This is a genomic window from Nonomuraea glycinis (genome assembly GCF_035920485.1).
GTDB lineage: Bacteria > Actinomycetota > Actinomycetes > Streptosporangiales > Streptosporangiaceae > Nonomuraea > Nonomuraea glycinis.
On record NZ_CP109166.1, the window covers coordinates 5,563,173 to 5,585,294 of the forward strand.

Sequence of the window (22,122 nt, forward strand, 5' to 3'; positions counted from 1 at the left end):
CGAACCAAGAGGTGTTTTTCGCATGCAAGCCCGACCCCTTCGCCGTACGCTCGCGCTGCTCGCCGCGGCCGCGTTGACCATGTCCGTGAGCGCCTGCGGCGGTGGTGACACCGTCGCCACCGCCAGCGCCGGCGGCGAGCTCGAAGGCGCGTCGTTCGTCGTCGGCTCCAAGGACTTCACCGAGAACATCATGCTCGGCCAGATCGCGGTGCACCTGCTGAAGGCGCACGGCGCCGAGGTGGAGGACAAGACCAACCTGGGCGGCACGGTGACCAACCGCAAGGCGCTGCTCAGCGGCGAGATCGACCTCTACTGGGAGTACTCCGGCACCGGGTGGATCGAGCACCTGAAGAACACCGAGCCGATCGCCGACTCGGCCGAGCAGTTCAAGGCCACCTCGGAGGCCGACAAGAAGCAGAACAAGATCCACTGGATCGGCCCGACCCCGCTGAACAACACCTACGCCCTGGCGATCCGCGCGGAGAAGGCCACAGAGCTCGGCGTCAAGACGGTCTCGGACGTGGCGAAGCTCGCCGAGACCAAGCCGGAGGAGGTCTCCATCTGCATCGAGACCGAGTTCTCCACCCGCGACGACGGGCTGCCCGGCCTCACCAAGGCGTACGACTTCAAGATCCCCAAGGACCGGATCGCGCTGCTCGACACCGGCGTCGTCTACACCGAGACGGACAAGGGCGAGACCTGCAACTTCGGCGAGGTGTTCACCACCGACGGGCGCATCGCCGCGCTCGGGCTGACGGTGCTGGAGGACGACAAGAAGTTCTTCCCCGTCTACAACGCCGCGGTGACCGTACGGGATGAGATTTTCACCAAGCACCCCGAACTGGCGGACGTGTTCAACCCGGTGATCGCCAAGCTGGACGACGCCACCATGCAGAAGCTCAACGCCAAGGTCGACGTCGAGGGCATGGAGCCGGCCAAGGTCTCGGCCGACTGGCTGCGGGAGTCCGGCTTCCTGGGCGCCTGACCCAGGCAGCGGCCGCTCGCCGGCCGCTGGCCGGGCGCTTGCCTGGCGCTTGCCTGGGCCCGAAACTTTCGGCGTCTCGGACAGGGCTACCATGCAGTACGCCCCGACGATGTCGTGGAGAGGACCTTGGATGCCCCGTGCGGCGAGACGGACGGTCACGCTGCACGACGTGGCGGCGGCGGCCGGCGTCTCGGTGGCGACCGCCTCCCGCGTCCTGGGCGGCAGCTCGCGGACCGTGGCGCCGGAGTACGAACAGCGCGTCCTCGCCGCGGCCGCCGCCCTGCGCTACACCGCGGACGCCTCGGCCAGGGCGATGCGGCGCGCCGGCGATGCCATCACCCTCGTCGCCGACGACCTGACCACCCCCGCCATGGGGATCATGGTGGCCGAGATGGAGCGGCAGGCGCGGATGTCCGGCGTCTTCGTCACCGTCTGCTCGACGCAGGCCGCCCCCGACCGGCAGCTCGACGCCGTCCGCCTGCTGCGCTCCCTGCGCCCGCGCGCGCTCGTACTCGCCTCCAGCAGGTTCGGGGCCGGTGAGCTCGACAGCCGCCTGCTGGCCGAGCTGCACGCCTACGAGCGCGACGGCGGGCGGGTGGTGGTCGTGGGCGTGACCCACGGCTCGTTCGACTCGATCGCCTTCGACAATCACGGCGCGGGCCGCCTGGTGGGCGAGCACATCGCCGGGACCGGGCACCGGCGGGTGACGATCCTGGCCGGGCCCGCCGAGCGGGTCAACTTCTCCGGCCGCGTCGCCGGCATGGTCGAAGGGCTGCGGGCGGGTGGCGTCCAGCCGAGGCACATCAGGATCGCGTACGGCGAGGCCAGTCGCCAGGGCGGCTTCGACGCCGCGCGCGAGCTGCCCGCCGGGCACCGCGACGCGGTGCTCGCCGTCAACGACGTCATCGCGATCGGCGCGCTGTCGGCCCTCCGCGCGGCCGGGGTCGCCGTTCCCGGCGACGTGTCGGTGACCGGCATCGACGACATCCAGCTCGCCGTGGACGTGACGCCACGGCTGACCACCGTGGGGCTTCCCCTGGCCCACGTGGGCGCCGAGTCCATCCGCCTGGCGCTGCGCGAGAGGACCGAGCCCGAACACCTCACCGTACGGGGCCGCCTGGTCATCAGGGACAGCACCCGGCCCTGAGCGCCCTGATGCGGCGCTCGGACGTGCGCGCCTCGACGGTGGCGTCGCCGGCTCAGCCTCCGGGCGTGCGCACCTTGACGGTGGCGTCGTCAGGGGACGGGATCTGAGGGTGAGCGCCTTGACGGTGGCGCGAGGTGGCGGGCAAACTGCGGAATACGTTTTCCCGGCGTTTGAAGGATCTTATGTCTCAACCCCGCTACCGGACCGCGATCGTCGGCACCGGTGGGATCGCCACCGCACACGCACAGGCCCTGGCCCGCTCCGACGGGCGGGCCGACCTCGTCGCCGCGGTCGACGTGGACCCCGGCCGAGCCCGGACCTTCGCCGCCACGTGGAACGTGCCGCGCACCTACGCCGGCCTGACCGAGCTGCTCCGGGAGGAGGAGGTGGACCTGGTCCACCTGTGCACCCCGCCCCTGCTGCACGCGCCACAGGCCCTGGAGTGCCTGGAGGCCGGCGTCACCGTGCTGATGGAGAAGCCGCCCACGCTCTCCCTCGCCGAGCTCGACACCCTGATCGAGGCCGAGCGCCGCTCCACCGGCCACGTCGCCACCGTCTTCCAGCACCGGTTCGGCGCCGGCGCCGCCCGGCTGCGCGGGCTGCTGGACTCCGGCGAGCTCGGCCGCCCCCTGCTGGCCACCTGCCTCACCCAGTGGTACCGCGACGAGGCCTACTTCGCCGTCCCCTGGCGCGGCACCTGGGAGTCCGAAGGCGGCGGGCCCACCATGGGCCACGGCATCCACCAGTTCGACCTGCTCTTCTCCGTGCTCGGCCCCTGGCAGGAGGTGAGCGCGATGGCCGCCCGCCAGGCCCGCGACACCGAGACCGAGGACGTGTCGATGGCCCTGGTGACCTTCGACAACGGCGCCATGGCCACGGTGGTCAACTCGGTGGTGTCACCGAGGGAGACCTCCGTGCTCCGCTTCGACTTCGAGCGCGCCACCGTCGAGGTCGAGCACCTGTACGGCTACAGCGACGACGACTGGACCATCACCCCCGCCCCGGGGCACGAGAAGGTGGCCGAGCTCTGGCAGCCCGACCCCGACGCCGCGCGGAGCAACCACGACGGCCAGTTCGCCGCGGTCCTGGACGCGCTCGACCGGGGCGAGGCGCCGCCCGTCACGCTGGAGGAGGCCCGGCGGACGATGGAGTTCGTCGCCGCCGTCTACGCCTCCTCCTTCACCGGCAGGCGCGTCCGCAGCGGGGAGCTCGGCCCCGGCAGCCCCTTCACCGAGCGGATGGACGGGACGGGCGCCCCATGGAGAACCCCTTCGAGCGAAGCGAGCCAGTGATGACCCCCACCCTGCAGGCCACCCACGCGCTCGGCCGGTCCGTCGCCGTCACCGCCGGCGACGTCGAGCTCTTCACCTACACCTACCGGCCCGACACCCCCGTGCTGGAGTCGCCGAAGCCCTACCTGCACCCGATCCGCACCCTGACCGGCGACACGGTCTCGCTGTTCCGGCCGCACGACCACGTCTGGCACAAGGGCATCGCCTGGTCGCTGCCGCACGTGGGCGAGCACAACTTCTGGGGCGGGCCAACGTACGTCCAGGGTGAGTACGTACAGCTCGACAACAACGGCAGCGCGGTCCACCGCGAGATGGCCGAGCTGTCGGCCACCGGCGACCGGGTCCGGATCGCGCACCACCTCGACTGGATCTCCCAGGCCGGCCGGCCCGTCATCGAGGAGCGGCGGGCGCTGACGGCCACCGTGGTGGACGCGACAACCTGGGCGCTGGTGTTCGAGACGGCCATGACGAACGTGTCCGGCGGCACGCTCGACTTCGGTTCCCCGACGACCAAGGGGCGCGAGAACGCCGGCTACGGCGGCCTGTTCTGGCGCGGCCCGCGGTCGTTCACCGACGGCATCATCCAGTCGCCGACCGGCGCGGGCGGCGACGAGCTGCGGGGTCAGCGGGCGGAGTGGTTCGGCTTCCGTGGCCGCCACGACGGGACCGGGGACTGGTCGACGATCGTCATGGTCGACGACACCGCCAACCCGCAGCATCCGCCGCAGTGGTTCGCCCGCAGTGAGCAGTTCGCCTGCCTCAGCCCGGCGCCGTTCTTCAGCGAGGAGGTCCCGCTGGCCGACGGCGAGACGATGAGCTTCCGGTACGCGGTCGTCGTGGCCGACGGGGACCGGGGCGAGGACGGCTCGGCCCTCCTCGCCAAGCAGGGCCGCGCCGCCCTCGCCGCCGGCCGAGACGCGACATGACCCCCACGTCGGCGTTTCCCGGGGGTACGTCTGTCAGCAGGCTGGCGGTTTACACGGGTGCCTGTGCCGACGGTCTGGAGGGCGGTACGCCGCACCTGCACACGGCCTCCACCGAGGCGTACGTCGTCATCGCCGGTCGTGGCGCCCTGCAGACGCTCGACATGAGCGGCTTCCGGGAGACCGAGCTGAGCAGCGGCTCGACCGTGTGGTTCACGCCCGGCACCATCCACCGGGCGATCAACCGGGGCGGCCTGGAAGTGGTCGTCGTCATGCAGAACGCCGGACTGCCCGAGGCCGGCGACGCGGTCATGACCTTCCCCCCGGAGATCGTCGGCGACCCCGCCCGCTACCGGGAGGCCGCCACCCTCCCGTCCGGCGACCCCGACACGGTGGAGGCGGCGGTCCGGCGGCGGCGCGAGCTCGCGGTGGAGGGGTTCCTGCGCCTCGCCGACGCCGCCCGCGAGGGCGACCTCCAACCCCTGCACAGCCTGTACGCGAGCGCGGTCGCGCTGGTCCGGCCCTCGGTCGCACGCTGGCGCGAGATCTGGCAGGCCACGGTCGTCCGGGAGACCCGCGAGACGGCGGCGGTCCTCGACGCGCTCGACCGCGGCGACGGCGACCACCTCCTGCGCTCCTCGCTCCTCGAAGCCCCGCCCGAGCCCCGATGGGGAATGTGCGGCCACCTCCACGCCCACGACGTCGCCCACCCCGTCGTACACGCCCCGGACCCCGCGCGATGACCTCACGGCCGAAACACCATGGATGAAGCTCCGCCGGCGCCGGCGCCAGGTCTGGACCCGGGTCTGGCGCTAGAGCCAGGTCCGGCGCCGGCGCCGGCCGCTGACGTTCGCGGGTCGGTGACGTTGCACGATGTGGCCCGTGAGGCGGGAGTCTCCATCGCCACCGCCTCGCGGGCGCTCAACGGCAGCGCCCGCAACGTGCGCACGGAGAACGCCTCCCGGGTGCGCGCGGCGGCGGCCAAGCTCAACTACCGGCCGCATCCGTCGGCGCAGGCCGTCGCGAGAGGTTCGACGCCGACCGTGGCGCTGGTGGTGGGCGACGTGGCCGACCCCTACTTCTCGGCCATCGCGGCCGGGGTCACCCAGGCGGCGGAGGCGGCCGGGCTCGTCGTCACCATGGCGGTCGCGGGCCGCTCCCCGCAGCGCGAACTCGAACTCGTCAGGACGCTGCGGGGCCAGCGCCCGCGCGTCATCGTGCTCGCCGGCACTCGCATCGACGGCACCACCGCCTCCGCTGCGCCGAAGGACGGGAGGGCGGTCGACGGCGCTGCCGCCTCTGCTGCGCCGGGGGACGGAAAGGTGGTCGGCGGTACGGATACGCGTGGCGCGCTTGTCGGTGAGTTGGAGGAGTATCAGGCGGCCGGTGGCCGGGTTGTCATGGTCAGCCAGCGGGATCTGCCGTTCGACACCGTCACCATCGACAACGCCGGCGGTGCTCACCGGCTCGCCCGTGCCCTGGCCGGTGCCGGATACCGGCGCTTCGCCGTCTTCCGGGCGCCGGAATCCGTCCGTACGTCCCGTGATCGGGTCGCGGGCTTCACGGCGGGACTGCGTGCCGCGGGGATCACCCTCGATGATCGGTTCGTGATCGAGACCGAGTTCACCCGTGGCGGCGGCTACGAGGCGGCCAGGAAGCTCGCCGAGCGGGGAGCCGACGAGGTGGAGATCGTCTTCGCGGTCAGCGACGTGATGGCCATCGGCGCGATGACGGCCTTCCGCGACGCGGGCCTCGTCCCCGGCGAGGACATCGCGGTCGCCGGCTTCGACGACATCGACTCGGCGATCGACGTCACCCCGGCGCTCACCTCCGTCGCCGTGCCCCTGCGGGAGGTCGGCCAGGAGGCCATGCGGCTCGCGCTCGGCGGCGGTCCCGCCCCGGACGCCGTACAGATCTCCACGCGTGTGGTCCTGCGGGAGAGCACGCCCGCACGGCGATGACCGGCTCACCGGCCGTGGCGTACCTTGTCTCCACCCTCGCCGGCGGTGGCTGGGACGCCGGTTCGGCCGTTGTGGATCTTGGCCGGGGTGGTTTGTGGCATGGTGGCGGGACGACGAGGAAGAGGAAGATATGCGGAAATATGTGATCATGGGAGTGCAGGGCAGCGGTAAAGGCACCCAGAGCACGTTGCTGGCCGACGACCTCGACCTGGCCCACATCAGCGTCGGCAACATCTTCCGCTGGCACGTCAAGAACCACACCAAGCTCGGCGCCCAGGTCCGCCGCCTGGTGGCCGCCGGTGAGCTGGTGGGGGACGACCTCGTCGAGGACGTGGTCAAGGAGCGGCTGCAGCAGCACGACTGGAACTACGGTTTCATCGTCGACGGCTTCCCGCGCAACCGGCGCCAGGCGGAGTTCTTCCTGGAGAGCTACGACATCGACGGCGTGATCCTGCTCGACCTGCCCGACGACGAGGTGCGGCGGCGCGTCCTGGCCCGGCGGCTGTGCTCGCGGTGCGGCATGGACTACAACCTCATCGCGCACCGCCCCGAGGCCGAGGGCAGGTGCGACGTCTGCGGCGGCGAGCTCGTCACCCGCGCGGACGACACCCCGGACGCCCTGGCCAGGCGGCTGCGCGACTACCACGACAAGACCGACCCGGTGGTGGAGCTGTTCCGCCGCAAGGAGTACGTGATGGCGATCGACGCCAGAGCCGACAAGATCGCGGTCCAGCAGGAGATCCGCGCCCGATTCGCCCTCCCGCCCTACCGCCCGGCGGACGCCCGCGCCTGACCGCCCCGCGGCCTCAGGGGGCTGTCTCGTGGCCGGGCAGGCCGGGGGAGCGTCGCTTCTGCTTGAGCTCCGCCTCGTACAGGTGCGGCCGCCCGCCGGCCAGCCGCTCGCGCGCGTCCGCCTCCAGAGCCTGGAACGTCGCGTAGTACAACGCGTCGTACTCCTCGCACACCTGGAACGTCCACCGCCCCTGGATGACGTTCAGCCCGATCAGCTCCCGTTCGATCCGATCGGCGATCTCCTGGTGCCCGGCGCTGCGCAGCAGCTCGACGGCCCGGTCCAGGCCGGCGTCCGCGCTGCCGGTGAGCTGGTGCCAGGAGTAGAGGTGGCCGCGTGCCCGGTGGGTCCGCTCCAGCGCCTCGCTGAGCACGCCCAGCGCCTCGACGGTCTCGTCGCTCACCCCCTCGGGGCGGCGGTGGTCGGAATCGGGCTCGTGCGCGCGTTCGGCTGACATGGTCGAACGGCTACCCACGAACCCGCCCATCGTCACCACCCGCGATCAGGGGACGGCCTGACCACGTTCACAACTCGCTGAACACGTCCGGTCGGTTGGTGATGATGCCGTCCACCCCGTAGGAGATCAGCCGGCGCATGGTCGCCGCGTCGTCCACGGTCCAGGCGAGGACCTCCATGTCCAGGTCGTGCACGCGTCGTACGTAGTCGCGGGTGACGTCGCCGTGGGGCGGGTTGATCTGGTCGGCGAACTCCGCCAGCGCGGGAAGTTCGCCGGTCGAGGGCGTCCCGAGCAGGCCGATGGGCGCCTCGGGCATCGTCCTGGCGAAGCGGCGCATCGCGCCCCAGTCGAACGACTGCACGGCGAACTCACCGTCCCACCAGCGGCGCAGTTCGCCGGCGATCCGGGCCTCGATCCCCGGGTAGAGCGCGGGGGACTTGATCTCCAGCAGCAGGCCGAGCCCGCTTCCGCGCATCGCGGTCAGCGCTTCGCGCAGGGTGGGCACCGGCTCGGACTCGCCGCCGAACCACGAGCCCGCGTCCAGTTCGCGGAGCTCCGCCAGGGTGAAGTCGGCCACCCGCCACGGCGCCCGGTCAGGGAAGACCTGCTCCACGTCGGTGGTGCGGGCCAGGGTGGTGTCGTGCATGAGCACGAGCCGGTGGTCGCCGGTCTCCTGGACGTCGAGCTCGAACACGTCCGCGCCCTGCCGCGCGGCCAGCATGAAGGCCGTGACGGTGTTCTCGGGCGCGTACGCCGACGCGCCGCGATGCGCCACGTTGACGATCGGGGGACCGGCGGTGGCGGGGGAGGCGAGCGCCGCCACAGCCGCCAGGACGGCGATGAAGATCAAGCCTGTACGTCGGATCATGGGTCTCCTCGTTACTCGGGAGGGGCCGAGGATCCGAACATGACCGGCGGGCATGACCAACTGTTGAGAGGAGCGTGGACAGCCGATGAGCTTCGGACGTCCCTTACGGGGCGGCCGGCAGCACCGGGGCGACCACGTACCTGGTGGTGGACCACACCACGAACAGCAGAGGCGCGGTGGCCAGCAGCACGCCGAGCACCGGCTGGACCAGGATGACGGCCACGGCCAGGCCGAGCACGGCCACGACGGGGGCGCTCAGGTACCAGCGCCGCGCCACCAGATACAGGCACGGCAGCACCAGCCCGCGCAGCCGTACGGCACGCGGCGTCTCGGCGATCACCACGAGCAGCGCCACGGCGAGGGCCACGGCCAGCGCGGTCGCGGTGGCGAAGAACGGCACCAGCATCGGCCCCCACGAGGTGGGCGCGACCACGACGGCGTCCAGCACCAGCACGCACACCAGCACCGTCGCGGCCGCCCAGACTGCCAGCGCCCGGCCGGCGGCCTGACGGTAGCCGCCCCAGAACGCGCGGAGCACGCCCGTCGATCCCTCGTTCAAGAGGGCGAAGCACCGGAACGCCCCGGCCAGCGCCGGTGCGCACAGCGCGGACAGCACGGCGAAGAACGGCCACGACGCCACCGGATCCCGCACGATCGCCAGCGCGAACAGCAGCGGCGCGCACGCGAGAGCGAGGAACAGGTTCGTCATCAGGCCGACGTACACGGTGTTGAACACCCGCTCGTACGTCGTCTGCTGGGCCGGGCGCAGCAGGCCGCGCACCGCGCTCACCCCTTGAGCCCGCTCGTCGCGATGCCCTGGATGAAGTAACGCTGCCCGAACAGGAAGATGACCAGGATCGGCAGCACCGACAGCACCGCCCCGGTCATCATCATGGCGTACTCCGCGCTGTACATGCCGACGAAGGAGCGCAAACCGAGCTGGATCGTCCACAGCTCGTTGCTCGTCAGATAGATGAACGGCCCCATGTAGTCGTTCCAGGTGTTCACGAACGTCAGCAGGGCCAGGCTCGCCAGCGCCGGCTTCGACAGCGGCAGCATGATCCGCCACCATATGCCGTACTCACTGAGCCCGTCGATGCGCGCGGCCTCGCACAGCTCGTCGGGGATCGACATGTAGTACTGCCGCATGAGGAAGACGCCGAACGCGCTGAACGCCTGCAGCAGGATGATCGACAGATGTGTGTTCGTCAGGCCGGCCTGATGCATCATGATGTACTGCGGCACCATGTACGCCTGCCACGGCACCGCGATGGTGGCGATGTAGAGCATGAAGAGCAGATCCCGGCCGGGGAAGCGCACCTTGGCGAAGCCGTAGGCGGCGAAGCTGCCGGTGAGCAGCTGCAGGAACGTGATCACGACCGACAGGTAGGCCGAGTTGCCGAGATAGGTCGACAGCGGGATCTGCGTCCAGATGTCGACGAAGTTCGTCCAGCGGAACTCCTCGGGGATCCACTGGATGGGGATGGAGAAGACCTGGTTGTTGCGCTTCAGCGAGGACGACACCATCCACGCGAACGGCAGCAGCACCACCACCGCCGCCGCGACCAGGGCGGCGTACGCCAGCACCGTGCGGACCAGGCGCCGCCCCTGCTGGGGAGGATCGGCGGGCGCCGCCCCGCGCTTCATGGCCGGGGGAGCCTCATGCAGCGCGGTCATGTGGCACTCCTCCGCTCGTTGATACGGAACTGGGCGACGGTCACGGTGAGCACGATCACGAACAGCACCAGGGCGATGGCCGAGGAGTAGCCGAACTGCCCCTCCCTGATGCCCTCCCGGTAGATGAGCAGCGACAGGACCAGCGTGCTCCGGCCGGGCCCGCCGTCGGTCATGACCTGGATCAGGTCAAGGATCTTGAAGCTCTGGATCGTCAGCAGGACCAGCACGAAGAACGTCGTCGGCCGCAGGCACGGCAGCGTGATGCTCCAGAAGCGCTGCCAGGCGTTGGCCCCGTCGACCTTGGCCGCCTCGTAGTACTCCCGGGGGATCGTCTGCAACCCGGCCAGGAAGAGCACCATGTAGTAGCCCATGTCCCGCCACACGCTGGTCACGATCACCGTCGGCATCACCCAGTCGGTGCTCGCCACCCACCGGGGCGGATCCGCGACGCCCAGCGCTCCGAGCAACTGGTTGACCGGCCCCGCCGTCGGGTTGAACAGCATGTTGAACACCACGGCCACCGCGACGAGCGAGGTGATGTACGGGAAGAAGGCGGCGGTGCGGAAGAACCCCACGCCGCGCAGCTTCCTGTTGAGCACCAGCGCCAGGCAGAGCGCGGCGACCAGCGTCAGCGGGATGTGGCCGGCCGCGTAGTACAGGGTGTTGAAGAGCGCGACCCGGAAGTTCTCGTCGCCGACCATCTTCTGGAAGTTCTCCAGGCCCACCCATTCCGGCGTGCTGTAGGAGTCCCACTCCATGAAGGCCAGGGCGAACGCCGCGCTCATGGGGACGAGCGTGAACAGGGCGAAGCCGATGAAGTTCGGCAGGATGAAGCTCCACCCGATCAGGGTGTCGCGCCAGACGCGGGGCCGGCGGGGGGCGCTGGGCGACGGGTCGGCCGTCGGCGCCTGTTGCGTCATTACATGGGCCATGGTGGTCCTTCGTGACTCCCTATGCTGCGCTCAGCAGAGGGGGCGGGCGCCGACGGGGCGCCCGCCGCCCTTCACTCAGCTGAGAACGTCGCTCTTGACGCGGTCGTTCATCGACTTGATGCCTTCGGCGGGAGACTTGTCGCCGACCATGATGAGCTGGTGCTCCTCATTGAGGATCGTGTCGATGTCGGAGGCCTTCTCGCTGACGGGCATCTCCAGCACGACCTTGTCCGGCGTGAACGCCTTCTTGGACAACTCGTCGGCCGGCATGCCCTTGAGCTTGAAGTAGGCCTCGGTGATCTCCGGGGTCTGCAGCGCCGGCACCACGCCCACCTTGGTGATGGCCTCGGCGCCGGCCTTGCTCGCGGCGAACTCCACGAACTTCTTCGCCATGTCGGCGTCGTCGGCGTTCTTGTTGACGGCGAAGGCGGTCGGCGAGCCGAACGTCGTCACCCCGGTGCTGCCCGGACGCTGCGGCATCGGCGCCAGGGCCCAGTCGACCTGCGACTCGCCCTTCTCCTTGGCCTCGAGGATGCCGGAGATGTACCAGGTGCCCATGGGCAGCATGGCCGTCGCGCCGGTCTCGAACATGGTGCGGTAGTCGGCCTGCTGCGCGGTCGCGGTGCCGAAGTCCAGCGTGCTGCCGGCCTTCTGCAGGCCGAGCGCCACGTTGTACTGGTCGGTGAAGAAGGTGTAGTCACCGCTGAGCTGGTCGCCGCCGGTCTGGGCGGCCGAGATGGCCTGGGTCACGGACCGCCACGTGTGGTGGTAGGTGCCGTACACCTTCTTGGCGCCGTCGCCCTGGGTGAGCTGCTGCGCGTACTTGGCGTACTCGTCCCAGGTGACGCCGTCGCTGAACTTCACGCCGGCCTTGTCGGTGAGGCCCTTGTTGTAGTACAGCAGCCAGAAGTCCTGGCGGTACGGCATCGCGAAGTAGGTGTTGTTGACGTTGAAGGAGTCCAGGCCGGCCAGCTTGGAGGTGTCGTTCTTCTTCACGACGTCGGTGATGTCGGTCAACTGGCCCCGGCTGGAGTAGCGGGAATAGTCGATGACGTTCTTCATGGTGATGACGTCGGTCTTGTCGCCGCCGGCCAGCATCGTGGTGATCTTGTCCGAGTAGTCGTCGGCGAGGAGGTCGACCGGTTGCACCTTGACGCCCGGGTTCGCCGCCTCGAAGGCGTCGAACAGAGCCTTGAACTCAGGGGTCTTGGCGAGGTTCCACACCGTGACGGACAGCGTGACGTTGCCGCCGTCACCTCCTGCGGCGGGTTCGCTCGAGCCGCAGGCCGTGACGGCGAGGGCTAATGCGGCCGCGGCCGCCGCGCACTTCACAAACTGGCGTCGCATTCCGCGACCTCCTGGCGTGTTCGAAGCGTTCATTGATCCGGTCTCCTTTCCATGAGCCGGTCTCAGAGCTCAGGCGCTCACGACGAACTCGTCCCGGGTGATCGCCGCACGGGGCGGCCTGCCGGACAGGTAGCGTTCGAGCTCGTCCAGCGCACTCTCACTCATCCGCTGGGTCTCAGCCCCGAGAGACCCGGCGATATGGGGGGTGATCATGACGTTGGGCAGGTCGTAGAGTAGCGAACTTGCGGGCAAAGGCTCAGGTTCTGTGACATCCAGGATGGCGTCGATCCGGCCCGAGGCGCACTCGCTCTCCAGCGCGGCGGTGTCCAGGACGGCGCCGCGCGCGGTGTTGATGACGGTCGCACCGTCCCTGAGCAGGGCGAGTTCCGCTGCTCCGATGAGATTACGGGTGGCGGGCAGCGCGGGGACGTGCAGGGTGAGCACGTCGCAGCGGCGCAGCAACTCGGGCAGCGGGACCAGGCTGCCGCCCGCCGCGCTCACCTCCGCCGGATCGGCGTAGGGGTCGGCCACCAGGACATCCAGCTCCAGACCGCGCAGGCGTTCGGTGACCCGGCGTCCCGTCCGGGAGAACCCGACGACGCCGATCGTGCGCCCCCGGTTGGACAGCTCACCGCGTGAGGTGGCGTAGGAGGACCAGTCGTCGCGATGTCGGCGCGCGTCCTGGGCGAGAAAAGGGGCCTTCTTACCGGCGAAGATGATCGCTGCGAGGGTGAACTCGGCGACCGGGATCGCGTTCTCGTCCGCGGCGGTGGTCACGAGGATCTCCCGGCGCCACACCTCGTCGGTGACGAACGAGCGGACCGTGCCCGCGCAGTGAAAGATCGCCTTGAGCTTGGGCGCGTCGGCGAGCACCTCGGCGGTCAGCCGCGGGCAGCCCCACGAGGTCACCAGCACCTCTACCTCACCCAGCCGGCGGCGCACGTCCGGATCGTCCAGATCGGTGCTGGGGAACGGCTCCGCGAGCTGAGTCAGCGCACGCAACCGGCTGAGCTGCGGCTCAGGGAACTGCACGCTGAAGTGCGCGGGGTCCATGAGCAGCAGAGCTTGAGGTCGGCGTACGGCTCTCACACGGGTCCTTTCAGCGGGCAAGCGCTTTCCAATGCCGCTGATCATGTCCGATCGTTTCAATCACGTCAATACTTTGTTAATCAATAACGATCAGTTCATCCGATCGTTATTGATCGATTGACGTGCTGTGCCCCTTTCCTGCGGGAGATCGGTGGTGCCGATGCAACACGGCGAGCAAGTGATGCTGCCATCGGCCCCTTCTGGGCGTCAAGGGCGGTGCGCGGAGGCGATCGAAGTGAGCGTTTCTGATCGTAAACGAGCACAGTTGTCTTGACGCCCTGCGGTCGCGATGCCAGCATCACGTCCCGTCGCCCTCCTGCTGCCAGCAGGAGCTCCCGCCACGACCGGCCCACCGCTCAAGCGTCTCGGCCGGCGGGCCCCGCCACTATCTTCGACACCAGTTCGACACCAGGAGGACCCATGCGCACGCTGCGAGAGTTCGATGACCGGCTGCTCTCGCCGTACACCGGATGGACCAGGAATCACTGGGCGGCACTCGCCGACCACCTGCTGCTGTCCGCGCGGCGCTACGCCTCCGACACCCACGCGCGCATCTCCTTCCCCGGCCCGGCCGGCGGCTACGGCTCCGACGTGGACGGGCTCGAAGGCTTCGCGCGCACCTTCCTGGCCGCCGGGTTCCGGGTGGCGGGGGAGAGCGGGCGCGACCCGCACGGGCTGATGGACTGGTACGCCCAGGGCCTGGCCGCGGGCACCGACCCGCACTCGCCGGAGCGCTGGGTACGCCTTGACGAGCACGGCCAGCCCAAGGTCGAGGCCGCCTCCCTCGCCCTGGTGCTCCACCTGACCAGGCCCTGGCTGTGGGACCGGCTCGACCCGCGCGTACAGGAACAGGTGGTCGACTACCTGACGCCCGCGATCGGGTCCGACTACCCGCCGATCAACTGGATCTGGTTCCAGATCGTGGTGGAGCAGTTCCTCCTGTCCGTCGGCGGCCCGGCCCGGCCCGGGGACGTACAGGAAGGTGCGCGGGGAGAAGGGCGCGCGGGTCCGAGTGCGGGCCTGCGGGCGGACATGCGGCGGGACATCGACGCCGGGCTGGCGTTCACGGACGGGTTCGCGCGGGAGAACGGCTGGTACGCCGACGGCGCCGAACGGGCCTACGACCACTACTCCGGATGGGCGTTGCAGTTCTACCCGGTCATCTGGACGGAGATGGCGGCCGGCGACCCGGCGGCCGACTCACGGCGGGCCGTCTATCTGGAGCGGCTGGAGCGCTACCTGCGGGACGCGGTCCACCTCGTCGGCGCCGACGGATCCCCCCTCATCCAGGGGCGCAGCCTCACCTACCGGTTCGCCGCCGCCACCCCGTTCTGGACGGGTGCCTATGCCGGTCTCACCACCCCCGCCCCCGGCCTCCTGCGCCGCGCCGCCTCCGGCATCGTCCGCCACTTCGCCGAGCACGGCGCCCCCGACGACGACGGCGTCCTCACCCTCGGCTGGCACCACCCCTGGCGGCCCATCGCCCAGACGTACTCCGGCCCCGGCTCCCCCTACTGGGCGGCCAAGGGGATGTTCGGCCTGGCGCTGCCCGCCGACCACCCGGTGTGGACCGCCGTCGAGGAGCCGCTCCCCGCCGAGACCGGCGACTTCCGGCTCGCCCTCCCCGCCCCCGGCTGGCTGGTCAGCGGCACCCGCGCCGACGGCATCGTCCGCGTGCTCAACCACGGCACCGACCACTCACATCCGGGCACGAACCTGACCGACTCACCGCTGTACGCGCGCCTCGGCTACTCCACCGCCACCTCTCCAGTCCTCGCGGGCGAGCACGCCGCCGAGCCCTTGGACCAGTCGGCCGCCATCCTCGACGAGCACGGCCTGCCCAGCCACCGCACCGGCTTCGACACCCTCCTGGTCGACCGCCTCCCCACCGGAACCCTCCTCGGCGCCTCCCGCTGGCAGGCCCACTGGGTCACTCCCGACCCCACCACCCTCGACCACGGCTCCGGCCGCTCAGGAGAGGTCCGCCTCGGCCCCCACCTCACCGTCCTGTCCGCCGTACGCGGCCCCTGGGAGCTACGCCTGATCCGCCTCACCCCAGCCGGCCCCATAACCGGCCCCCTACGCATCGGCGGCTGGCCCCTCCCCGCCCAAGCCCCCTCCACCGACGACCTCTCCCTCTCCGCGCAGCCCCCCTACTCCAGCGGCGCCTCGAACGGCGCCCTCCACTCACTCGTCATCCCCGGCCCGGGCCTGGACCTGTCCGAAGTGACCGCCGCCGAAGACTCCGCACCCCTCGCCCCCTGGACCCTGATCCCCTGGTGCGCCACAAGCACGCCCGCCCAGCCGGAGAAGTGGTACGAGGCCGCCATCTACCTCGGTGGTCAACTGCCGGAGCAGCCCCCGACAATCACCTGGAACGGCCCGACAGCCCACCTCACCTGGCCGGACGACACCACCGACACCGTGGACACGTCCCCCTTCAGTTGACCGCCACCCGAACAGGCCCGTACACGTGTCTCCTCATGACTCGTGTACGGACCTTCAGGAGTCCTGGCACACGGGCGGCACCACTCCGTCAGCCTGGTTCGTTGAACAGGTCTTCGAGGGTCTGAGCGGTGGCGGCGCGGGTGAGCCAGCGTTCGAGTTGGTCGAGGTCGGTGCAGGCGGTGATCCGGTTGCGGGTGTCATCGGGGACGGTGAAACCGCGGGCGGCCAGCACGAGCAGCAGCGACCTCGCCTCCCCCTTCGCTTCCCCCTTCGCTTCCCCGACTTCGAGGCCGCGGCCGTAGTGCTCGCGTGCGAAGGGAGTGAAGACTGGCCAGTCGGTGGACTTCATGATCTCCTCCATGACGATACGGATCTCAGGCCCGGACATGTCGGTCGTTCGTCGGAGGGGCGGGTGTTGAAAGTGTTCGACTCCACCCGGACCAGGGGAGTGGCGGGAAGATCCACCTCCTTGAGGTCCCGCAGGATTTCCACCGCCAGTTGAGGCCGGTCGTAGAACAGTTGGACAAGGGTGTCGTGTGCGATCAGCGGCATGTCACTTATTGTTTCATATCAATCACATGTAGTGATGACAAATGACGTGGCCTCTCTTTACCGGAGAGGGCCTGGAATCTACTCCCTGATGAGCCGCTGATCCCCTACGCCGAGGAGGAGCGGACGATCAGGCGGGGTTCGATGACGGTTCGGTGGGCGGGGCGTTGGGGGTCGGGGTCGGCGAGGCGGGCGGTGAGCATGGCGAAGGCTGCTCGGCCGATGGCCGATTTGGGCGGGCGGACGGCTGTCAGGGGCGGGTCGCACAGTTCGGCGACCTCGTCGTCGTAGGTGACCACGGTGAGGTCGCCGGGCATCCGGATGCCGCGTTCCTGGCAGCGTTCGACCAGGCTGATCGCCTCCGGGTCGGAGTGCACCAGCAGCGCGGTCGCGCCTGAGGACAGGCACTTGTCGAGCACCTCGTCGAGCTGCTTGGGCCACTCGGGGTGCCGCTGGTCGACCGTGGTGACGTCGAGCGCGCCGTCCAGCCGGAGGCCGAGCTCCTCGCACGCCTGCCGCCAGCCGCGCCGTACGTGCGGAGCCGTCGGACTCTGCAAAGTCGTGACCACCCCGACGTTCCGGTGGCCGAGCGCGGCGAGGTGCCGTACGGCCATCGTGGCGCCGAGCGCGTGGTCGCTGACCACCGATTCCATCGCCTCCTGGTAGGGCCCGACGGTGGCGGTGCGTTCGATGAGGACCACCGGCACGTCGGTGTGCTGCAGCCAGCGCACCAGCGCCTCCCCGTCGGCGCCGGTGGTGGTGGGCGCGACCAGCAGCCCGTCCACCCCCAGCGACTCCACCAGCCAGGAGAGCTGGCGGCGCTCGTCGGCCGCCTGGTAGGTGGCCCCGCGCAGCACGATCCGGGCGCCGGACGCCGCGGCGGCCTCGCGAACGCCGCGGATCACGTCGGGCCAGTAGTAGTCGAGCGACGGTACGACGACCCCGATGGTGAGCTGTCCCGCGCGGGCGGCCACCGGATGCGGCGCCGCCTGCGGGGGCGGCGCCCCCTCCGGGTCCTTGACGGCGAGCGTGTCCGCGAGCGCGCCGCCATGGAGTACGGCCCCGCCGCGCACCCGGCGGATGATCCCCTGAGAGGCGAGCAGCGCGATGTCGCGCCGCACGGTGATCGCGGAGACGTCGAGCTCCGTGGCAAGATCATTGACGCGTACGACCCCGCGCCGGCGCAGCAGCTCGACCACCTGGGCGCGCCGCTCGTCAGGCAACGGCGTAGGGGCTTCGGGAACGGTCATGCGCCCACCTCCACAGGCAGCGACGTGCGAAAGCGGGAGACAGGCGGCGACGTGGGCTCGGTCACGCGCGCACCTCCACCTGGACCTGGAGCGCGCCGCGTGCCGTGTCGGGCAGGCGTAGCTCCAGCCGGGTCAGTCGCTCGCCCCACACCGAGGAGAGCATCGGATCGTCCAGCTCACGGACGGTGAGCGAGCCCGTGGCCAGCTCCGGGTCCCAGCTGACGAGCACGTCGCGGGCACCCTCCAACGGCCGCACCACCACCTGCCCGGAGGCCGGCTCCACCCGCCCGGCCAGCAGGAAGTGCAGAAAGCTAGGTGAGGAGCCGTCGCCGTCGAAGCTCCAGGCGTCCTCGATCGTGACGAGCGACGCGGCCCGGTCGAGCCGGGCCGTCCGCCGCCACTGCCGCAGCCCTTCCACCGGGTACGCCGCCGCCAGATCCATCTGGGCCGCGAAGACCCCGGACTCGTCCGTCACCTCGACGTCGCGCGCCAGGAACCGGCGGCCCTGCCCCTGCGCCGTGCCCCGTACCTGAGGAACGCTGTGCCAGTCGCTCCGCATCGTCCAGATCGCGTACCGGTCCGGACTGAACGTCTGCGCGGTGTACGTGGGCCGCCCGGCGTCGACGATGACCGGCACCCCGTCCACGGCGACGACGACGGTGCCGACGTCGTTGTGGTTGTGGTTCTCGTCGTTGTGCCCGCCCTTGATCGCGAGCGTGAGGCCGAGCGATGTCCCGGCGGCGGTTCGCGCGAGGCCCACCTGGGTGCCGGGCAGCCAGACGCCGGGGACCAGGGGCGGCTCGCCCGGCACGGCCCGCCGCCACTCGGCGTCGGCCAGCTCGATCAGCGCCCGCCCGAGCTCGGCCGAGACGGAGACCGCGCCTCGATGGGCGGCGGCGTGCCGGGCCACGTCCTGCTCGCCCAGCCGGCGACCCCACCGGTACGGCACCTGCCAGGGCACCTCGCCGGACGGCCGGGCCCGCGCGTCGGCGAAGTTGAGGTACCACGGCCCGCCCAGCTGCATGCGGTGCGGGAATCGTACGGTCTCCCGCACGACCGGCACCCGCGCGGCGCTCAGCGTCCCCGAGGTGGCGTGCTCCAGCACGTCGAGGGCCTCCAGCGCGCGGCAGGCGCCGTTCCACCAGTATTCGTAGCCCTCGTCGATCGAGCCGTCGTCCGGCAGCGCCGCGAGGTAGCGGTCGATGCCCTCCACGGCGAGCGCCACCTGCCGCGCCCGCTCGTCGCCCGGCTCGCTCAGGCGCAGGCCGGCCACGAGGATGTTGCCGCAGATCCACGGGCACCAGTTGTGCACGTGGCCGTCGAGCCCGAGCCAGTGCCAGTCGCGCCGCCGGGTGAACGGCTCCAGCACCCGCACCCGCACCTCCGCCCGCACCCGCGCCCGCAGCCCGGGAAAGCGCGCGTCGAGCCGCGCCCCGAGCGCGTGGTCGGCCCAGGCCAGCTGGGCGGCCACGTCGGCGGCGCCCAGGTCGAGGCACGGCTCGCCCAGGTCGGGCAGGACCGTCCCGTTGGGCCGGCACGACTCCTCATGGGCCGGCCAGCACCACGAGCTCTGCTCGCACAGCAGCACCATCCCGTCGGCGGCCTCGTCCAGCCACCGCTCCGCCCCGCTGACCACCGCCATCAGCACGGCCCGGGTCAGCCGGTCCTGACGCTCGAACACCTGACTCTCATAGTCGGTACGGTTTCCGTCCCCGGCGCGGAAGTAGCGCGCGTACTGCGAGGCCAGCGGCTGCGGCCACGGCGTCCCCCGCTCAGCCTCGGCTCGCTCCCGCACCGCGCCCAGCGGATCCCCGTCACCGCCGGCGGCGGGAGGCGCCGGGAGCGCGGTGTCCGGCGGCAGCAGGCTGTGCGCCAGGCGCTCCCAGGAGGCCGCGGCTCCCCAGGCGGTGAGCAGCGGACCGGGGTCCGTGGTGTCCGGGCGGCGGATCGGGGAGCCGGTTGCGGTGTTCGTCATAGTCCTCCTCGCGGGGACCCATAGTACCGATCGGATTTGATCGAAGATGAATCAACAGAGCACTCCACCGGACCAAGCGATCGGGTGCAGTCGCCAACATGCGTCCCACCCGAGGCCGTCGGCCGGGTTCCCGGTGTGCTAACTGCTTTCGAAGGCGATGACTTCTTCCAAGGCGCGCCGCAGCGTGGCGACCTGGTCCCCGCCGAGATGCCGCGACCACCGCTGCTCGACGTCCGCGAGGATCCGGGCCGCTGCGACCTGCGCCATCCTGCCCTGGCCGGTCAGCCGGATGATCTTCGCGCGTCGGTCGCCCGCATCGGCCACCCGTTCGACGTAACCGTGATCCTCCAACTCGCCGACCAGTTCGCCGATCGCCTGCTTGGTCAGTCCGGAGCGTTCGGCGAGGGTGGTCAGTCGCGAGCCTTCGGCGTCGATGAATCGGAAGACGGAGCCGTGCACGTACCGGATTCCCTCGAACCCTTCATCGGCCAGCCGCTGGTGAAGTCGCCCGAGTGCGATGTCCTTGGCCTGTGTGAGCAGGGTGGGGAGCGGCACTCTGGGCTCGTCTTCTCGTCCGGATCGCGTCGTCATCAGCGTGCGCGGTGCCCTTCCTCCAAGCGATTTCGTCAGGCAGCTTGACGGTATCAGCACGCATGGTAAAGTCGCCTGACTGTCAGGTAGCTTGACTAATTCCGAAGGACTGAAAATGCGAAACCCTGCCGAACAGCGCGAGCAATTCGCGGCCATGCTCACCAGGCCCATACCCGCGGATGTCCACTCCTCGGCGACGACACTCGGCGGGCGGCCGGCGCTGGAGCTGCGGATCGAGGCGCCCGGCACGACCGGCGAGGACGTGCTGCTGTACTTCCACGGCGGCGGTTTCGTGGTCGGGTCGGCTCGTGTCACCGCCCACCTCACCCTCGCGCTGCTGCGGCACCTCGACGGCCGGGCGGTCTCGCTCGACTACCGGCTGGCGCCGGAGCATCCGTTCCCGGCCGCGCCCGACGACTGCCTGGCGGCCTACCGCGAGCTGCTGGACTCCGGCGCCGACCCCCGGCGGCTGGTGATCGCGGGTGACTCGGCCGGGGCAGCCCTGGCCGTCGTCACCATGATGCGCGCCCGAGACGCGGGCCTGCCGATGCCGGCGGGGGCGGTCCTGTTCTCGCCGGCGGTCGATCTCACCCTCAGCGGCCCGAGCATGCGGTCCAAGAACGGGGTCGACCCGATCTTCACTCCGGCCGATCTCGAGTGGTACTTCGATCAGTACATCGCCGGCGGTGACAGATCGGGGCCTGAGGCGAGCCCGGTCTTCGCCGACCTCGCCGGGCTGCCGCCCCTGCTGATCCAGGTCGGCTCGAGCGAGGTGCTGCTGGACGACGCCGTACGGCTGGCCGGGCACGCCGGGGCCGCCGAGGTCGCGGTGACGCTGGAGGTGGCTCCGGGTAAACCGCACGTGTTCCAGCACGACGGATCAGCCGAGGCGGAAGCGGCGCTGGAGCGGGCCGGTCAGTTCCTGGCGCTCCGGCTTCGTGGTGATCTTTAAAATACGATGATCGCGGAGCTCTCGGATACCCGAGGCGGACCGGTGGAGGGAAGTGCGTAGGCGTGTCCGAGCAGGGCGGAGCCGGGGTGGGCAGGAAGAGATGGTCCCGGTCGCGGAAGTGGTCGTCGATCACGCTGGTGGTCGCCGTACTGCTGGCGTCCAGTGCCGTGGGGCTCTACCGGCTCATGAACGCGCGAACGTTCCAGCTCGCCGGGGAGCTCGTGCACCGGGTCGAGACGGACGAGAAGGTCGTGGCCCTGACCTTTGACGACGGGCCCGACGAGCATGCCGAGGAGATTCTCGACGTGCTGGCGGAGGAGAAGGTGAAGGCCACCTTCTTCGTGGTGGGCGCGCAGATCCAGAGCGATCCCGGGCGCGCGGCGGCGCTCGTCAAGGCGGGGCACCAGCTCGGCAACCACACCTACAACCACCGCCGGATGGTCTTCGTCTCCTCCGGCACCGTCGCGGCCGAGGTCGAGCCCACCGACGCGCTGATCCGGCAGGCGGGCGAGCGGAGCGAGATCCCGTTCCGGCCGCCGACCGGTAAGAAGCTGCTGTCGCTGCCGCTCTACCTGGCCGAGCACGGGCGGCGGACGGTCATGTGGGACGTGGAGCCCGAATCGGCCGGCGACCCGACGGCTGCCCAGCTCGTCGCCACGGTGCGCGAGCAGGTTCGGCCCGGCTCGATCGTCCTGCTCCACCCCTGGTACGACAGCGGGCAGCGGACGCGGGACGCTCTGCGGGGCGTCATCACGGGCCTGCGCGCCGACGGCTACCGCTTCGTCACGATCGCCGAGCTGCTCGCGCGCTGACCGGAAGGGGCAGCGCCGGGCCTGGGGCGTGAAGTGCCCGGGGCAGGGGCAGGGGAGGGCTTCGCACGGGGAGGCGG

Annotated in this window: 21 protein-coding genes; 10 read left to right on the forward strand and 11 right to left on the reverse strand. The window is 70.6% G+C overall.

Annotated features, from left to right (window positions below; genetic code table 11):
• The first annotated feature begins 22 nt into the window (after positions 1 to 22).
• From OHA68_RS26175 to OHA68_RS26205, 7 genes are all read left to right on the forward strand, one after another.
• Positions 23 to 985, forward strand: a complete 963-nt coding sequence (locus OHA68_RS26175; protein ID WP_327102594.1) for a glycine betaine ABC transporter substrate-binding protein — start codon at positions 23 to 25, stop codon at positions 983 to 985.
• A 130-nt stretch (positions 986 to 1,115) separates the two neighbouring features.
• On the forward strand, positions 1,116 to 2,132 hold the full coding sequence (locus OHA68_RS26180; RefSeq protein WP_327102595.1) for a LacI family DNA-binding transcriptional regulator: 1,017 nt from the start codon (positions 1,116 to 1,118) through the stop codon (positions 2,130 to 2,132).
• A gap of 182 nt (positions 2,133 to 2,314) precedes the next feature.
• Positions 2,315 to 3,424 carry a Gfo/Idh/MocA family protein gene (locus tag OHA68_RS26185; RefSeq protein ID WP_327102596.1) on the forward strand — a complete coding sequence of 370 codons (1,110 nt, stop codon included), beginning with the start codon at positions 2,315 to 2,317 and terminating at the stop codon, positions 3,422 to 3,424.
• Positions 3,424 to 4,350, forward strand: a complete 927-nt coding sequence (locus tag OHA68_RS26190; protein WP_327102597.1) for a DUF6807 domain-containing protein — start codon at positions 3,424 to 3,426, stop codon at positions 4,348 to 4,350. Before OHA68_RS26185 ends, OHA68_RS26190 begins: the two co-directional genes overlap by 1 nt.
• The gene (locus OHA68_RS26195; protein ID WP_327102598.1) at positions 4,347 to 5,090 is read left to right on the forward strand and encodes a cupin domain-containing protein; all 744 of its coding nucleotides are present in this window, start codon (positions 4,347 to 4,349) and stop codon (positions 5,088 to 5,090) included. The genes OHA68_RS26190 and OHA68_RS26195 overlap by 4 nt, the downstream gene beginning before the upstream one ends.
• Positions 5,091 to 5,207: 117 nt before the next feature.
• Positions 5,208 to 6,308, forward strand: a complete 1,101-nt coding sequence (locus OHA68_RS26200; RefSeq protein WP_327102599.1) for a LacI family DNA-binding transcriptional regulator — start codon at positions 5,208 to 5,210, stop codon at positions 6,306 to 6,308.
• A 130-nt stretch (positions 6,309 to 6,438) separates the two neighbouring features.
• Positions 6,439 to 7,101, forward strand: coding sequence for an adenylate kinase family protein (locus tag OHA68_RS26205; protein WP_189139509.1), 663 nt, complete (start codon positions 6,439 to 6,441; stop codon positions 7,099 to 7,101).
• Between the two features lie 13 nt (positions 7,102 to 7,114).
• On the opposite strand, the gene OHA68_RS26210 is transcribed toward OHA68_RS26205, so the two are convergent.
• The 7 genes from OHA68_RS26210 to OHA68_RS26240 form a co-directional block, all read right to left on the reverse strand.
• Positions 7,115 to 7,555 carry a hypothetical protein gene (locus OHA68_RS26210; protein WP_327102600.1) on the reverse strand — a complete coding sequence of 147 codons (441 nt, stop codon included), beginning with the start codon at positions 7,553 to 7,555 and terminating at the stop codon, positions 7,115 to 7,117.
• Positions 7,556 to 7,622: 67 nt separating this feature from the next.
• The gene (locus OHA68_RS26215; RefSeq protein WP_327102601.1) at positions 7,623 to 8,423 is read right to left on the reverse strand and encodes a glycerophosphodiester phosphodiesterase; all 801 of its coding nucleotides are present in this window, start codon (positions 8,421 to 8,423) and stop codon (positions 7,623 to 7,625) included.
• Between the two features lie 103 nt (positions 8,424 to 8,526).
• On the reverse strand, positions 8,527 to 9,213 hold the full coding sequence (locus tag OHA68_RS26220; RefSeq protein ID WP_327102602.1) for a hypothetical protein: 687 nt from the start codon (positions 9,211 to 9,213) through the stop codon (positions 8,527 to 8,529).
• Complete coding sequence (locus tag OHA68_RS26225) at positions 9,210 to 10,100, reverse strand: carbohydrate ABC transporter permease (protein WP_327102603.1); 891 nt, start codon at positions 10,098 to 10,100, stop codon at positions 9,210 to 9,212. Before OHA68_RS26225 ends, OHA68_RS26220 begins: the two co-directional genes overlap by 4 nt.
• The gene (locus OHA68_RS26230; RefSeq protein ID WP_327102604.1) at positions 10,097 to 11,020 is read right to left on the reverse strand and encodes a carbohydrate ABC transporter permease; all 924 of its coding nucleotides are present in this window, start codon (positions 11,018 to 11,020) and stop codon (positions 10,097 to 10,099) included. The genes OHA68_RS26225 and OHA68_RS26230 overlap by 4 nt, the downstream gene beginning before the upstream one ends.
• 87 nt (positions 11,021 to 11,107) lie before the next feature.
• Positions 11,108 to 12,379 carry an ABC transporter substrate-binding protein gene (locus tag OHA68_RS26235; RefSeq protein ID WP_327102605.1) on the reverse strand — a complete coding sequence of 424 codons (1,272 nt, stop codon included), beginning with the start codon at positions 12,377 to 12,379 and terminating at the stop codon, positions 11,108 to 11,110.
• Between the two features lie 69 nt (positions 12,380 to 12,448).
• Positions 12,449 to 13,468, reverse strand: a complete 1,020-nt coding sequence (locus OHA68_RS26240; RefSeq protein WP_327102606.1) for a hydroxyacid dehydrogenase — start codon at positions 13,466 to 13,468, stop codon at positions 12,449 to 12,451.
• Positions 13,469 to 13,888: 420 nt separating this feature from the next.
• Here OHA68_RS26240 and OHA68_RS26245 point away from each other — a divergent pair, with 420 nt between their 5' ends.
• Entirely contained in the window at positions 13,889 to 15,916 is a 2,028-nt protein-coding gene (locus OHA68_RS26245; RefSeq protein WP_327102607.1) for a DUF2264 domain-containing protein, read from the forward strand.
• A gap of 88 nt (positions 15,917 to 16,004) precedes the next feature.
• Here OHA68_RS26245 and OHA68_RS26250 read toward each other — a convergent pair whose 3' ends face one another.
• The 4 genes from OHA68_RS26250 to OHA68_RS26265 form a co-directional block, all read right to left on the reverse strand.
• Positions 16,005 to 16,265, reverse strand: a complete 261-nt coding sequence (locus tag OHA68_RS26250; RefSeq protein ID WP_327102608.1) for a hypothetical protein — start codon at positions 16,263 to 16,265, stop codon at positions 16,005 to 16,007.
• 307 nt (positions 16,266 to 16,572) lie between these two features.
• A complete protein-coding gene (locus OHA68_RS26255; RefSeq protein ID WP_327102609.1) occupies positions 16,573 to 17,715 on the reverse strand; it encodes a substrate-binding domain-containing protein in 1,143 nt (380 codons plus the stop codon).
• 61 nt (positions 17,716 to 17,776) lie between these two features.
• Entirely contained in the window at positions 17,777 to 19,690 is a 1,914-nt protein-coding gene (locus OHA68_RS26260) for a heparinase II/III domain-containing protein (protein WP_327102610.1), read from the reverse strand.
• Between the two features lie 138 nt (positions 19,691 to 19,828).
• A complete protein-coding gene (locus OHA68_RS26265; protein ID WP_327102611.1) occupies positions 19,829 to 20,245 on the reverse strand; it encodes a MarR family winged helix-turn-helix transcriptional regulator in 417 nt (138 codons plus the stop codon).
• A gap of 151 nt (positions 20,246 to 20,396) precedes the next feature.
• Between OHA68_RS26265 and OHA68_RS26270 the strand changes: the two genes are divergently transcribed.
• Both OHA68_RS26270 and OHA68_RS26275 read left to right on the forward strand, forming a co-directional pair.
• On the forward strand, positions 20,397 to 21,233 hold the full coding sequence (locus tag OHA68_RS26270; RefSeq protein ID WP_327102612.1) for an alpha/beta hydrolase: 837 nt from the start codon (positions 20,397 to 20,399) through the stop codon (positions 21,231 to 21,233).
• A 62-nt stretch (positions 21,234 to 21,295) separates the two neighbouring features.
• Positions 21,296 to 22,045 (forward strand): polysaccharide deacetylase family protein, encoded by a 750-nt coding sequence (locus OHA68_RS26275; RefSeq protein ID WP_327102613.1) that lies wholly within the window; start codon positions 21,296 to 21,298, stop codon positions 22,043 to 22,045.
• Positions 22,046 to 22,122: the final 77 nt, after the last annotated feature.

Excerpts from the sequence above, each read along its gene's own strand:
- OHA68_RS26255 (WP_327102609.1), bottom strand. The coding sequence starts at position 17,715 with ATGACCGTTCCCGAAGCCCCTACGCCGTTGCCTGACGAGCGGCGCGCC.
- OHA68_RS26250 (WP_327102608.1), bottom strand. The coding sequence starts at position 16,265 with ATGAAGTCCACCGACTGGCCAGTCTTCACTCCCTTCGCACGCGAGCAC.
- OHA68_RS26230 (WP_327102604.1), bottom strand. The coding sequence starts at position 11,020 with ATGACGCAACAGGCGCCGACGGCCGACCCGTCGCCCAGCGCCCCCCGC.
- OHA68_RS26175 (WP_327102594.1), top strand. The coding sequence starts at position 23 with ATGCAAGCCCGACCCCTTCGCCGTACGCTCGCGCTGCTCGCCGCGGCC.
- OHA68_RS26235 (WP_327102605.1), bottom strand. The coding sequence starts at position 12,379 with ATGCGACGCCAGTTTGTGAAGTGCGCGGCGGCCGCGGCCGCATTAGCC.
- OHA68_RS26225 (WP_327102603.1), bottom strand. The coding sequence starts at position 10,100 with ATGACCGCGCTGCATGAGGCTCCCCCGGCCATGAAGCGCGGGGCGGCG.
- OHA68_RS26180 (WP_327102595.1), top strand. The coding sequence starts at position 1,116 with ATGCCCCGTGCGGCGAGACGGACGGTCACGCTGCACGACGTGGCGGCG.
- OHA68_RS26185 (WP_327102596.1), top strand. The coding sequence starts at position 2,315 with ATGTCTCAACCCCGCTACCGGACCGCGATCGTCGGCACCGGTGGGATC.
- OHA68_RS26205 (WP_189139509.1), top strand. The coding sequence starts at position 6,439 with ATGCGGAAATATGTGATCATGGGAGTGCAGGGCAGCGGTAAAGGCACC.
- OHA68_RS26215 (WP_327102601.1), bottom strand. The coding sequence starts at position 8,423 with ATGATCCGACGTACAGGCTTGATCTTCATCGCCGTCCTGGCGGCTGTG.
- OHA68_RS26210 (WP_327102600.1), bottom strand. The coding sequence starts at position 7,555 with ATGTCAGCCGAACGCGCGCACGAGCCCGATTCCGACCACCGCCGCCCC.
- OHA68_RS26260 (WP_327102610.1), bottom strand. The coding sequence starts at position 19,690 with ATGACGAACACCGCAACCGGCTCCCCGATCCGCCGCCCGGACACCACG.
- OHA68_RS26245 (WP_327102607.1), top strand. The coding sequence starts at position 13,889 with ATGCGCACGCTGCGAGAGTTCGATGACCGGCTGCTCTCGCCGTACACC.
- OHA68_RS26190 (WP_327102597.1), top strand. The coding sequence starts at position 3,424 with ATGACCCCCACCCTGCAGGCCACCCACGCGCTCGGCCGGTCCGTCGCC.
- OHA68_RS26270 (WP_327102612.1), top strand. The coding sequence starts at position 20,397 with ATGCGAAACCCTGCCGAACAGCGCGAGCAATTCGCGGCCATGCTCACC.
- OHA68_RS26195 (WP_327102598.1), top strand. The coding sequence starts at position 4,347 with ATGACCCCCACGTCGGCGTTTCCCGGGGGTACGTCTGTCAGCAGGCTG.